At 43.7% G+C, this 13,657-nt stretch carries 10 protein-coding genes; 5 read left to right on the top strand and 5 right to left on the bottom strand.

Annotation, left to right across the window (positions count from 1 at the left end; all coding sequences use genetic code 11):
- Positions 1-21 precede the first annotated feature (21 nt).
- The 3 genes from M9196_RS04920 (at position 22) to M9196_RS04910 (ending at position 5,896) form a co-directional block, all read left to right on the top strand.
- On the top strand, positions 22-2,226 hold the full coding sequence (locus tag M9196_RS04920; RefSeq protein WP_250616415.1) for a glycoside hydrolase family 3 N-terminal domain-containing protein: 2,205 nt from the start codon (positions 22-24) through the stop codon (positions 2,224-2,226).
- A gap of 73 nt (positions 2,227-2,299) precedes the next feature.
- A complete protein-coding gene (locus tag M9196_RS04915) occupies positions 2,300-3,910 on the top strand; it encodes a sulfatase family protein (protein WP_250616414.1) in 1,611 nt (536 codons plus the stop codon).
- Between the two features lie 240 nt (positions 3,911-4,150).
- Positions 4,151-5,896: a hypothetical protein gene (locus M9196_RS04910; RefSeq protein ID WP_250616413.1), complete on the top strand. Its 1,746-nt coding sequence runs from the start codon at positions 4,151-4,153 to the stop codon at positions 5,894-5,896.
- A gap of 328 nt (positions 5,897-6,224) precedes the next feature.
- Here M9196_RS04910 and tnpC read toward each other — a convergent pair whose 3' ends face one another.
- The 5 genes from tnpC to M9196_RS04885 all read right to left on the bottom strand — a co-directional run bounded on the left by tnpC (position 6,225) and on the right by M9196_RS04885 (position 10,872).
- On the bottom strand, positions 6,225-7,871 hold the full coding sequence (gene tnpC, locus M9196_RS04905) for an IS66 family transposase (RefSeq protein ID WP_250616412.1): 1,647 nt from the start codon (positions 7,869-7,871) through the stop codon (positions 6,225-6,227).
- A gap of 56 nt (positions 7,872-7,927) precedes the next feature.
- Positions 7,928-8,284: an IS66 family insertion sequence element accessory protein TnpB gene (gene tnpB / locus M9196_RS04900; RefSeq protein WP_250616411.1), complete on the bottom strand. Its 357-nt coding sequence runs from the start codon at positions 8,282-8,284 to the stop codon at positions 7,928-7,930.
- The gene (tnpA, locus tag M9196_RS04895) at positions 8,281-8,634 is read right to left on the bottom strand and encodes an IS66 family insertion sequence element accessory protein TnpA (protein ID WP_250616410.1); all 354 of its coding nucleotides are present in this window, start codon (positions 8,632-8,634) and stop codon (positions 8,281-8,283) included. The genes tnpB and tnpA (M9196_RS04895) overlap by 4 nt, the downstream gene beginning before the upstream one ends.
- Before the next feature lie 406 nt (positions 8,635-9,040).
- A complete protein-coding gene (gene tnpA, locus M9196_RS04890; RefSeq protein ID WP_250616409.1) occupies positions 9,041-9,421 on the bottom strand; it encodes an IS200/IS605 family transposase in 381 nt (126 codons plus the stop codon).
- A gap of 188 nt (positions 9,422-9,609) precedes the next feature.
- Positions 9,610-10,872: a putative glycoside hydrolase gene (locus M9196_RS04885; RefSeq protein ID WP_250616408.1), complete on the bottom strand. Its 1,263-nt coding sequence runs from the start codon at positions 10,870-10,872 to the stop codon at positions 9,610-9,612.
- 379 nt (positions 10,873-11,251) lie between these two features.
- Here M9196_RS04885 and M9196_RS04880 point away from each other — a divergent pair, with 379 nt between their 5' ends.
- On the top strand, positions 11,252-12,604 hold the full coding sequence (locus tag M9196_RS04880; protein ID WP_250616407.1) for a glucoamylase family protein: 1,353 nt from the start codon (positions 11,252-11,254) through the stop codon (positions 12,602-12,604).
- Positions 12,605-12,627: 23 nt separating this feature from the next.
- A complete protein-coding gene (locus M9196_RS04875) occupies positions 12,628-13,644 on the top strand; it encodes a hypothetical protein (RefSeq protein ID WP_250616406.1) in 1,017 nt (338 codons plus the stop codon).
- The last annotated feature ends 13 nt before the right edge of the window (positions 13,645-13,657 follow it).

Genomic DNA, 13,657 nt, shown 5'->3' with positions numbered 1-13,657 from the left:
TAAACGACTCTTGGAGTATATATGGCACAGCCGTATCAAGACACAACTCTATCTATTCATCAGCGAGTAGAGGATTTACTCTCGCGAATGACAACAGAAGAAAAAATCGGTCAACTATGCCAGACCCCAATGCTAGATTATGATGATAATCGTGAGCAGTACTTATATGGTGTGAAAAAAGGATCTTGGGGTTCAAGAATATTGGCGGATACTGCCTGGGCGGGCAACGCTCCGGGAGAAAGTGTTGATCCCAAGCAATTAAATGAATTTCAAAAAGTTGCAGTCGAACAAAGTCGATTAGGTATTCCTTTGATTATTGCTCGAGACGTCATCTATGGTCAGCAAACTGTATTACCGATCCCTTTAGCGCAGGCATCCTCTTTTAACCCTGACATGATTGAATCGGCTTATCGCTGCATTGCGAAAGAGGCGGCTTCGCTCGGTATTCACTGGACGTTTGCACCCATGTTGGATATTGTTCGCGATCCTAGGTGGGGGCGGGTAATTGAAAGTGCAGGAGAAGACCCTTTCTTGACCAGTGCGATGGCGAAAGCGGTAGTTAAGGGTTTTCAAGGCGATGATATGGCCGATGAAAATTCTATGGTAGCTTGCGCTAAACACTTTATCGGCTACGGTGCGGCTGAGGGGGGGCGTGACTACGATACTACTGAGATTACCGAAAATACGCTTCATAATGTGTACTTACCCCCTTTCAAAGCGGCGGTAGAAGCTGGCGTAGCTACTGTGATGTCGGGGTTCAATGACCTAGGAGGTACTCCAGTATCGGCCAGCAAACATTTAATAAATGGCTGGTTAAAGCAGCAACAAAGCTTTAATGGCTTTGTGGTCAGTGATTGGGGTTCAATCTCAGATTTAGAGTATTTTGGTGTGGCTAAAGATGCCAAAGAGTCCGCTAAAAAGGCGCTAGAAGCTGGCGTTGACATGGCAATGACCAATGAGGCGTATCAAGACTTCTTACCTCAATTAATCTCTTCAGGTCAGATTGACATGGCGACTATCGATGAAGCGACTCGCCGAGTATTAAGCATCAAGTTTAAGGCGGGCTTGTTTGAGAAGCCGTATGTTGATGAAGACCGTCACAAAACCATATTACGTCACCCTGAGCATGTTGCTAAGGCTCAACAACTCGCTGAGCAAAGTATGGTGTTATTAAAAAACTCTGGGATCTTACCACTCGCCAGCCCTTCCTCTTTACAAAGTAAGTTGACGATTGCGGTTATCGGCCCACACGCTCATAGCAAACGACAGCACTTAGGCTCTTGGTGTTTGGACGGGCGGTCGCAAGATGTGACTTCAATTTATGGGGGTATCCAAGCGTACATCGAGCAAAATAATCTAAATGTCGATCTCATCACTGAAGACGCTTCTTTTACTGATGAGATGGTTGAATGTGCTCATCGGGCTGATCTCACTATTCTATGTACTGGGGAGAGCCATCGTCGAACCGGAGAAGCGAGAAATATCGCCGAGCTTACGTTGCCAGCTGGGCAGGAGCAGCTTATTCAAGCTATTGGTGAAACCGATACGCCATTAGTTGTTGTTCAGTGTACAGGGCGCCCTGTACCGTCAATGGCAACGGAACAATTTGCTGACGCGTTACTGTACGCTTGGCAAAGTGGCACGGAAACAGGGCATGCGGTTGCTCGCTTATTGTTTGGCGCGGTGTCGCCTAGTGGGTGTTTACCCATGTCAGTGCCTCGCTCGACTGGACAAATCCCTATTTATTACGCGCGTAAAAAACTGGGCAAAATGCGAGCATTTCAAGAGTATCAACCATATAAAGATCAAAAGCATACGCCATTGTATGCGTTTGGCTTTGGTTTAACCTATGGTGAATTTGAATACAGTAATTTAGAACTCAGTCATAGTGAACTGTCTTTGGAGGATACGTTAAAGGTTCAAGTCAACGTGCGCAATATTGGAGAGCATGTGGCGACAGAGGTTGTGCAGTGTTACACGCGGCAGATCCATGCTACGACGAGTCGACCAGAAAAGGAATTGAAGGCATTTTCTCGCGTAGATTTGCGCCCTGGTGAAGCGAAAACAGTGTGTTTAGAGATCCCATCTCACTCACTAGAATATTACGGAGAAACACAGCGCCTAGAAGCCACAGAGTCACGTATTGAGCTCTATGTCGGTTCTGACAGTAACGCGTCGTTAGAGGCTTCGTTCTTGTTACAAGCTTCTAGCTCTATTAACGGTTAAAGCAATACATAATTTACAAATGAATTTGGACCTGCCGTTGCTTGCAACGAGCAGGTTTTTTGGAGGTGAATCTATGGAAAATCAAGCTCTATCAAGTCAGAAACAGCCAAACATTATCTACATCATGTCAGATGACCATGCCATGCGAGCCGTTAGTGCTTATCAAAGCGATATTGCCCACCTTGCCCCTACACCGAATATCGACCGTATCGCTCGTAACGGCGCACGCTTTGAGCAATCCTTTGTGACAAACTCACTCTGTGGTCCTTCACGAGCGGCAATGTTGACGGGGAAATTTGGTCACAAAAATGGTTTTAACCACAATGGTCAGCTATTTGATGGGCACCAACCAACTTGGCCAAGACTACTCAAGCAAAATGGCTACACCACGGCGTGCATTGGCAAATGGCATATCAACTTAACGCCAGATGGACTCGATTTTGACCATTGGGAGTTGTTAAACGATCAGGGTGAGTATTATAACCCAGACTTCATCACAAAAGACGGTGTCAAGCGAGAACATGGCTATACAACAGAGCTGATCACTGAAAAGTCACTCGAGTGGTTATCAAAACAAAATGATAACGATCAGCCGTTTGCGCTTCTTCTTCATCATAAAGCGCCGCACCGGAATTGGATGCCAGCACCCCAGCATACTAGAGCGTTTGAGAATACCGAATTCCCGGTACCAGATAACTATTTTGATACCTATGAAGGGCGTTCTGCTGCGGCCAAACAAACCATGAACATCTACCGTGATGCTCAGGAAGGTCATGACTTGAAAATGACACGCGGTGTTGGGGAGACTGCGTGGAGGGAAGATATATGGCCATTTTTGCTCGAGCGTCTAACGCCAGAGCAACGCAAGCTGTGGGATGAAGCGTATCAAGCGCGTAATGATTGGTTCAATGCCAACGAGTCTAATATGAGCGATGAAGACATCGCAATTTGGAAATATCAACGATATGTTCAAGACTATTTAGCGACAATTATTTCGGTGGACGAATCGGTCGGCGCAGTGCTTGATTATTTAGAGCAGCACAATCTTGCAGATAATACCATTGTGGTTTACACCTCTGACCAAGGTTTCTACATGGGTGAGCACGGGTGGTTTGATAAGCGCTTTATGTACGAAGAATCTTTTCGTGCGCCGTTACTAATACAATACCCAAATAAGATAGAACCGGGCACTGTAGTGAATAATCTGGTGCAAAACATTGATTATGCGCCAACGTTCTTGGAGTTTGCTGGTGTAACAGTTGATAGCGATATACAAGGGCAGTCTATGGTGCCATTACTTACGGGCCAAAAAGCTGGAGATAAGCCAGTAGATTGGCGTGAATCTTTGTATTATCATTTTTATGAATATCCAGCCATGCATGATGTGACGCGTCATTACGGCACTCGAGATAGCCGTTATAAGCTGATGCATTTTTATTATAAGATGGATGAGTGGGAGTTCTATGATCTAGAGTGCGATCCCACTGAGATGAATAACGCCATTAATGATCCCAAGTATCAGCCTATCATCAATAAGCTAAAACAGGATATTGCGCAGTTAGAGTGTCAATACGATGTTCCACCAAGAGCGGAGTGGAGAGACACGCCGTTAGAAAACGAGCCTGCCCCGACACTTGAGGAGTTGTATCCTGACAGCTTTCATGTAGCTTTAAAAAGTAGCTGATACATAAAAGGGCAATTTGAAAAACGCCGATACGCTCACCATAGTACGCTCACCATTTATTACAGAACTGATGATGTTTCCCTTTAAATTAACTAAATGGAGGCTAGGGAAAGTAAGAAATGGCTGTTGCTAGACCAACAATAAAGTTACCAACGTACTAAGGGAGCACGGGTTAGCTTTGTTCTAGCTCGCTTTCCTCTGGGCACCATCATAATAATTGGAACATAAGAAGAGGTAGTTTTGATCATAAATAAAATATTAGGCGTACAAAATCATGTACCAAGAATTTTGGCACTGGGAGGTGCTCTTTTTTTAAGCGGATGTGGATTGGGAGGGGCACAAGATGCCGATACAATTTTGAGTAATGAAATTAACCTTGATCTTTCGTACTGGGAAATTGGAGGAGATGGTTTTAATCACTTGGAAATTAGGGGACTCGAGGAGAATGACAAACCTGGTATTCTAATGGATTACCAATTAGTGTCTGAAGCAAATAAAGGTTGGGTTATGATTTGGACGGAACTGGATGAGCCGGTTTCTAGAGATCTCCCTATAGTTTTCGATTTAAAAGCGGACTCTAACAGTGAAATGGAAGTCAAGTTTATTGATTCTGATGGATCTGTATTTCGGAAAGTTTTTGACCTTGGAGAAAAATATCAAAGCTGGAATACGATGGTGATCTACGCGGATAGCATGGATTACGCTTGGGATGGTGAGGATGATCTATTGCAAGACATCAGTCGTATAGAGGTAGTTATTGCCGGGCAACTTAGCTCTGGGACAGCAAGTTTGCTAGAACCAAAACTCGTAGAACCGGGACTTCCTGCGACATTTCGTGAAGCTGGTCCTCAATTAGACCCAAATCGTGAGCTAGAAGGAATTGGTTTTAAACAACGTCGTGACATATCTATGATACCAAAAGATCCCGGTGTTCTTGAGTATATGAAACAAGTTCAGGATACGTTCACACCAGAAAAGGCCTTACTAGCTTCTCAGGAGGGCGTGAGTAATCAGCTTCATACCTTTAATAATGCGTTGGCAGCAATGGCTTTTATTGTTGAAGATGAACAAGAGCGAGCAGAGAGAATCTTGGATTTCTTTGCTAACGCTACGGACGTAGATAATTCTGATCCCCATCTTCAACAATTTTACTTGAATGGTGAAGCGCGAGGTTTTTATCAGGATGTCAAAATTGTAGAGCAAGACGGAGTTGGGCCATATAAAACTACAACATCAGATCGTTGGATGGGTGATCTTACTTGGCTATTGATGGCGTACAAACACTACGAAAAAGCATATGGTGGTGAACGTTATGAAGCCATGACCAATAAGCTTATAGACTTATTGATTGAATGGTATGTTGACGATGAAGCTACTCAGGGTGGTTATCTAGCGCATGGCTGGCGAAGAGGAGATAGCTATCTGCATGAGGGTTTTGGTCATCATGAAGGAAATATCGATGCGTTTGCCGTGATGAATTTAGTTGATAAACCTGAGTATGCCAAAAACATCAGAATATGGTTGGATTCTGAGCTTAGGGGTAATAATCTACCATTGGATCTATACACTTGGCGGGTGTTAGCTTATGGTTCTGAAGCTTCTGAACTTTTGAATATTCCAGAATACGATCTTCGATTCCGAAAAACTGTCGAACATAACGGAGAAAAAATTAGCGGTTTCTATCATGGAGCAGATATCGATGTATCAAACATTTGGTTGGATGGTACTGGCCATATTGCTGTAGCTTTTCTTCATTATGGTGACAAGCAAAGAGGGTATTTCTATACGAATCAGCTAGGACATTTATTGATAGATAGGGAGATAAATGGTGTCGATACACGTGCATTGCCGTATACGGCTAATAAGACAGGTGGCTATGATTGGGTAGATCCTAATCGAGGCTTTACTTCAGTTGTCGCTTGGTATTTGTTTGCTCAAAATGGTTTTAATCCAATGACGCTAGAGCAAGTTAGCATAGATAGATAGCAAAATGCACCGAAAATATTTAGTAAAGTTAAACAAATAACGATACTGAAATTATCATAAAAACATTAAGAGCCTAGCTCGTACTGATAAATATGTAAGGTATGTTACTAGGCTCTTTTTACGAACGATTAATAGCGATATGAAGAATCTTTCAACCTCGTAACCACAGAGCAATCAATAGCCCTCTAAAATAACAAAAATATCTCTTCAGTCCTCGTCAAACTTTAGTAAGCGTCTACGAACCGACTCATTGACTTTCTAATATCAACACAGATACCGCCAACTAAGGCGGTATCTGTCATTCTGAACGCTATTACGGGATGGGGGACTAGTTCGTTTTTGGCATGTTCCAAGGTAGAAGATGACCATGGTCATCCTCACTCTTCAGTTTCGGTATTTCTCGTAACACGTATTCGAGGTACTCATACGGCTCACAGTCGTTAGCCTTCGCGGTTTCGATAAGACTGTACAGCACTGCACTGGCGCGGGCTCCATTATGAGTCTTAGAGAACAACCAGTTGTTCCGCCCTACCGTGAACGGACGTACTGAACGTTCCGCTCGGTTATTATCCATGCTTAACCGACCATCATCGATAACTCGTACTAGCTTCGACCATTGATTGAGACTGTAGCTAATCGCCTCACCCAGTTTACTTTTAGGGGGCACCTGAGTGACCGATTTATCTAACCACGCCTTGAACTCATTGAGCAGAGACTGAGTCTTTGATTGGCGGGTAACATATCGCTCTTCCCTCGTCTTATCTTTGAGTGCTTGTTCAACACGATAGAGCTTTTGGAACCAACTGACTGCCCACTGGATTTTACCCCCTTTTCCTTGCTTGCCTTTTGGTTGGCTCTGCTCTGCCTCTATGAACTTACGTCTTGCATGAGCCCAGCAACCCACCAACTTCGCTGCTGTCTTTTCATATGCTTTATACCCATCAACATGAAGGTATCCAGTGTAGTTTGACAGGTACGATTCAGGGCAGTGGTGCCCCCGACTCCCTTCCTGATAGTCGAACAAGACGATACCGGGAGATTGCGCATTACCGCCCCGGTCTGGACCACTCCCATACAACCAGATGTAACTTTTCTTTCTTTCGTCATCGAGCACGGTCAACGTGGTCTCGTCAGCGAACAGAACATCTTGAGCAAGGAGGGTTTCTTTCAGTAAGGCGATTAACGGCTCGACCTTATCAGCGCAACGCAGTATCCACTGACTCATCGTTTTTCGGCTGAGCGCTAGCCCATATTGTCTGAACAGCGATTCTTGACGATAGAGAGGCAGGGCATAGTGGTATTTGTTCGTGATAATTTGCGCAAGCAAAGAGGGCGTCGCGATGCTTTTCGGGATAATCGATGCCGGCGGTGGAGCCATTGCAACAACACTCTTCTCTCCTAACGCATCACATTGACGGCAGACGTATTTGGGTCTTTCAGTGACTTCGACATACAACTTGGCCGGGATATACACCAGTTTCTCACTGGTGCTTTGCCCCATCCTGCAGAGTATCGACTGACAACACGAGCAGGTTTTTTCTGATTCTGGTATGTCCACCACGACTCGCTTTCGTGGCAGGTCTTCGGGAAGCTTTGGGCGACCACGACATTTTGTCTCGGATGAAGGGTTTTCCGCTTCCGAGGCGTCATCATTCGGATTATCGGGCGCTTCCTCTTCACCTGTCGTATCGGCATGAGTCTCCGCCTCATTGAACTCTAAGTCCTGAGGGGGCATAGTTTCACTACTGCTACCAAAGCGTTTACGCCGCGCTAGGTTGAGTTTTTCAACCAGAGATTGGATGGTTATTTCGCTCTCGTTTAGAGACTGGCGAAGTGTGAGTACGTTCGATTCACTCTCGCCGAGCGATTGGCGAAGAGTCAATACGGTGGATTCAAGTTCAGTGAGTTGCTTATCTTTATCAGCCAATAACGCTTCTAAGAGAGCTAACTCATTTTGATGATTTTCATAGGTCATATAAGGAAGATCGCAGAGTTACGCGAAAGTTCCTTATACGCAATATTTTTTTTAATTTAGTTAAGGCTTTGGTAATTCAATGCTTGATGGGGTTTCATTTTTTCAATGTCGAGTCCATCAAGCAACCAATGCCACTGCTCTTCCGTTAATGAGAGTGTTTGCCCTGGCATTTTTCTTGGCCAAGCGAACTTGTCTTTTTCGAGTCGCTTTTGCCAGAGGCAAAAGCCATTACGCTGCCAGTAGAGAACTTTGAGCTTATCCCGCGTGCGATTACAGAAGACGAATAGCGCTTCGGAGAAGGGATTAAGGTTCATATTCTGTTCAACGATAAAGCTCAAGCCATTAATGCCCTTTCTAAAATCGACGGGCGCCTTGTGAAGATAGATAACAGAGATATCAGGGAACATTTTCATACAACAGCAAGCTCCTTCAATAGAAGGCCGAGCCACTGAGGTGTTACATCACGAGGTATATGAAGAGAGCATGCTCCCGCTTCAAGGCGTAATTCCGTGGGTAGCTTAGAGGCAGGCTGTTGCTCGGTTTTGGTGTTTGGCTTGGTTATTTTTTCAACAACAACGAATTCAGAAAGTGAATCTTCTCGTTTTTTAGGCATGTTGACTAAGTGGTGTAGTTTACGACGGTTGTTGTCAAACGTTTTTGGATGAAGATTGTGCTCTAAACAAAACTGAGCGGAAGACTGCTCACTATTGTAATACTTCTGCACAAGACGTAGCCATTCTTGTTGAGATCTATGCTGAGACATTTTCGAGTACCTTTAACGATCAAAGTTAAAGGTTACGACGTTTATTGAAAAGATTGAATGAATCGATTTAAAGACGCTTACGAAAAGTCGAAGCGCTGTGAGCTTTCCTCGTGCTAAAGACTGCATCTTAGAGCTTGGCCGTTTAGTGGTGCCGAGTAACGAGCGCTTAGCGACCGCGGCCATTTACTGAAGGCTAGGTTAACCATGCGCTCAAGACTTGACGCAGCATTAGGCGACGCAGCCTTTGATGTGTGAGTGTTAACAACACAATTATTGGATTGCTTAAAAAGAAGGCCAGCGTTCATTACATCAACGCCGAACAGCTGTAGATACCCCCGTGCATGCACGGGGTACTTACTGTTACAACTCCATGCGGAGTTGACCAGAATCCTTTTCGCTCTGATGCCTAACATAATTCGCAAACCCGTTCATTCACGCCTACGCTACTGACAAAGTAACCTGGCGACCAAACAATGTTCTCTTTCCAGTAAACCTTACTTAGCCAACTGAAAGTTTTTCGCATGTGGTGCGACGATTGGCTTTTTAGTTTACCCATTACGTCTGAAATACAGTATTTCGGTGGGATAAGCATTATCATATGCAGATGATCTTCATCAAAGCCTATCGTCTCGATCTCAACGCCAAGTAAACTTCGCAGTAACTTTGGCATAACCTTCCGTAGGTAGCTGCACATACCAAGATTCAGGATTTTCCGACGGTACTTAGTCACCCAAACTATGTGATATTTCGTGTAATAGACACTGTGAGAGGAGGTGTAGTATTGCATTTAGCCATCGTACCGCCTCCAAAGGCATTCATCCACGGGTAAACCCGTGGTTTTCTGTATCCACAGAATAAAAAAAACCAAGTGCATTAAATACACTTGGATTTTTATTAGTAAAATAATTGTCAACTGAATAGCTTGTGCTACTGACTGAGACTAGATATAGGACTCAGCTTTTCGATGAAAATCAATTAGAATGCGAGTTTAACGCTGCCAACTCTGATCCACATGCCTTCCAGTGTATCTTGGTTTTCCACCCATTCAGGCAAAATGGAAAGTGGTTTTTCAATATTGCGAATCGCATTGACATTCAATGTGCCATCTTCATTTTTAAGCAGCGCCGCGAGCGGAATTCGTACTTGTTTCCATTCGCCTTCAGCGAAGCCCGCATCGAGGTACTGCGGTGTTCCATTTCCAAAGTTAGTTTCCATCTGTACCTGTAGACGCTTGGTTGGGTGTGAGCCGTAGCTGTCAACCTTAAGCATAAATTCTAAATGACCACCGTCGATAAAGGCAGAGATATCGCGACGCTCATCATCGGTTAAGGTGTCAAGGTTGGTAACAGCAAGAACAAGGCCGCCATTTTCACCAGCACCGATTCCGTCGTATGTGATGTAGATGTGGTCATGCTGCCACTCCTGCTGAATATTCCCATCAGTTGCCCAGGCAGTGATAGTTTGGCCCCATCCTGCAGGATCCCAGCTGTCCGGGATATCTTGTACAAAGATGCGCCACTCGTGTAAGTCAACAGGATTACTCTTGTTATCACACTCCAGCGCTTGTGGTTTTTCGGCGGGATCAATGTCGTATTCAGTGAGGTGAATATTGCTGATTTCAAATTTCAAATTACTGTCTGAGGCAAGGGCAAACGGAGTCGTCACTTCATTTAAATCTTGACCATCAAAACAGCTAAAAGGAACCATCATAGTTTGCGGTGGCATACTGGAAAGGGCCATCAGTGCACTTGTGATATCAACATTTTTGTCATCATCAACTTGGTACTCTGACTGCGTATGTAGTTTAACGCTATTAGCGGTATCTGGCTTATCAAGTACACGCACATCAAACTCAAGTGCCGTAAGCTCAGCACTAAAATCAAGGTCTACAGCGGCATTTGTGACACTGGTACTTTGAATGCGAGCACCTTGACCATCTTCAGTAATCGTGACTAACAGTGGTCCATTCTCTTCATTAGAAATCGGTTGAGTGCGTATGTTACCCTGTGAGACATGACCATTTGCATCTACGTCAGCTTCAATGCTGTCTTTATCAACTACTGCTAGTTTAAAACGGTCATCACTGTCTTTGCCATAAAGAGTAATTGAATCTGGTGGGGTAACGACAGGTGGCTTAACTTGATCATTGGGGTAAACGTAAGGGTCGTCTAGGCAACCAGCCAGTGCAGTGAGTGATAAGCCACTAACGAATAGTGCTTTGGTTTTATTAATCATCATATCCATATTTCCAGATGTTGGCTGCATATAAATTTGAACAGCTTTGAATGTTAAGTGTAAAAACGTTTCTATAAACGGGTGAATTGAATATATATGATCATGGCTAAATTGGTATGAGGTCTTATTACATTTGTGATGGTTGTCATTCATTTAATTGTAATTAAATATAAGTGCTTGTTTTAATTCAACTTTTTGTTTGGTTGTTGTTTTGTGCGGGCTGTTTTATCTGCAGGTTGAAATTATGTAAAAACAAAAAAATAACGATAGACGCGTCACATTTGTCGGCGTTGGTACCTTGCGATGTGCAAGATTTGCCCCCAGAATGTAGAAACGTTTTACATGGGGTTAAAAGTACACCTCACCTTTAAGGACTAAGAAAATGACAATTAATAAAACTAAAATTGCTGGGGCATTAATGCTGCTGCTGAGCGGGCACATAGTTGCAAGTGAAGTTAGCCTAAATGAATTGAACCTAAGGGAAGAATTCTATCCAGAAAACTTTCGAGAAGACCTGCAAACAAATCTAAACTTCTTCTTAGATGGGGTCGGTGTTAATGTAGACGCAAAGGTGCCTTATGACACGGTGTTCGTAAAAGATGGTGTTGTGTATCCTGAATACTATGTAAATACGACTGAAATCGGTTTATATCTCAATGTCCTTGTTGAAGCAGAAAAAGCTGGCAATGAAGATGCGTTGATACGCATTGCAGAAGTGCTCGACACAGTGGAAGCGGCACCAAAGTGGAATGGATTATTCTACTGGCCGTATGAAATTGAAGGCGATAAGTTAGAAATGAACAAAGACGAAATCGTTCCTGCTGTCGATAACGGTAACTTCATGTTTTCATTGGCCGCTGTTGCGGGTGCTTATATAGACTCTACGGAACCAGCAAAACAAGACATTGTTGCACGTATCGAAACGATTTTTGATAATACGAAAGAGGGATGGGTTAAGCTTTATGACCCGACCCGAGACCTACTGCGTGCCGGTTGGAAAACAACCACAAATGCAGCTATTCCTTACCATATTGATCGCAAGGCAAATGAAAGTCGCCTCGCTCCCCTTTGGGCTGCGCTAATTACTTCTGATATGGACACGCCTGTTCCACAAAGTGCGTTTAATAATATGGAGACCTACACTGCAAAGTATAATTACGCCGGTAGAGAGTTTAATCCAATACTGACTTGGGATGGTTCTTACTTTCAAGCTATGTTGCCAGCAATATTTCTTGATGAACGTGCGTTGACACCAGACTATACCATGATTGAGGACATGACATATGGACACATGGCCTACGCGGCTAAACACAATGTCCCTCTTGTATCGGCCTCTGCGACAGTAGATGATCGTTATTCTGCATATGGCGTCCCTTTCCTATCTGAAAGTAAAGTGCTTTTTAACAACGAAATGCATGGTGCTAATGACCCTGTGACAGGTACACCACATGCTCTTGCATTGTCTTACATCGTTGACCCTGCCATGGCGGTTAAGGCCTTGTCTCAACTAAAGGAAACTCATCCAGGAATCGTATCTCCTTATGGTTGGTTTGATGCAGTCGATACTGAAGGGCGTATTTCAACCAAAATCCTTTCGTTAGACCAAGGTATGTTTGTAGGGGCATTTCTAGCAACCAGTATCAATGAAGATGTTTATCGCTACCTAGACGCTCGCGGCCACGCAGAGATGGTCAAAGACATGTATCAAAGTTTCAAGCCTGATAATAAATCATAAAAGCATATAAGTAGGGATTTTAGATGAGAAAAGCAATATTGACAGTAGCCACAGGCTTGTTATTTGCCACAGCAGTAACGGCGGAAGAACAGCAACGTCAAAATATGTGGGATGACGTCGAGCTAAAAGGGTACGAAAATACCGAGATGCAAGCATTCCTTGATTCGCTTCAAAATATTGGTGGCGTAGGTGATAGCTATGGTGATACCTATATACCATCAGTAACTGGTGTTGGCCCTAAACGCACAAGGTTTTTATCTGGTTTCGAGTATGAAGAGTTTACGTACAAAAACAACCCAAGAGATGTGTACCAAACTATTATTTTTGCCGATGGAGGTACCCAGTTAAGTGATCGCTGGTCTGTAAGATATGTGTTGAAACAAACAGAAAGACTTAGCGGTGAAAACAAAGACTACACTGGTACACCAAAGTTGGGCTTTGAAATAAAGCCGACTTATGGGCACTGGGTTAACGAATCGTTCAGTTATTCAATTCAAGCAGGTTATAAAAAGAGAACCGGAGCTGATTATAATAAATGGGATGACACACATACTCCAGTTGACCGGACTGAGTGGTCAGTTAAACCTGCGGTGAACTTTAATTATGGGAAACATTTCTTACACTTGGATTTAGAAGCTATTTACAAAGATCATGATGATGCTATGGCCTATGAAACAGAGCCTTTATATGTCTATCGCGTTAATGATTGGCTGAACGTAGGGGCTAAGGTTCTTTATGTTGAAGTGAAAGATGATTGGAATTACCAAGAGCAAGCGGTCAAGCCACTGGTTCAGTTTCGCCTTCCTTACGATGCTTATTTGGAATTAAGATATGAAAAAGGCGAAGTCGAGGGGGGGGAAGGACAGTACCGTGGAGGTTATAAATATGATAACTATGCAATTTACACTGAGATTCCTTTCAACTCCTCGATGAGTTTCCTTCTTGATGCTGCGTACCGCGACGGTAAACGATACGGTGAATCAGGTTGGGGTGATAGAAAAGGCCTGTTTGCCAAAGCTGGAATAGTTTGGTCATTCTAACCTTTTGGTAAAT

The organism is Vibrio methylphosphonaticus (assembly GCF_023634655.1).
Classification (GTDB): domain Bacteria; phylum Pseudomonadota; class Gammaproteobacteria; order Enterobacterales; family Vibrionaceae; genus Vibrio; species Vibrio methylphosphonaticus.
The sequence above is the reverse complement of the archived record's forward strand: the minus strand, read 5'-3'. Positions and strand labels throughout refer to the sequence as shown.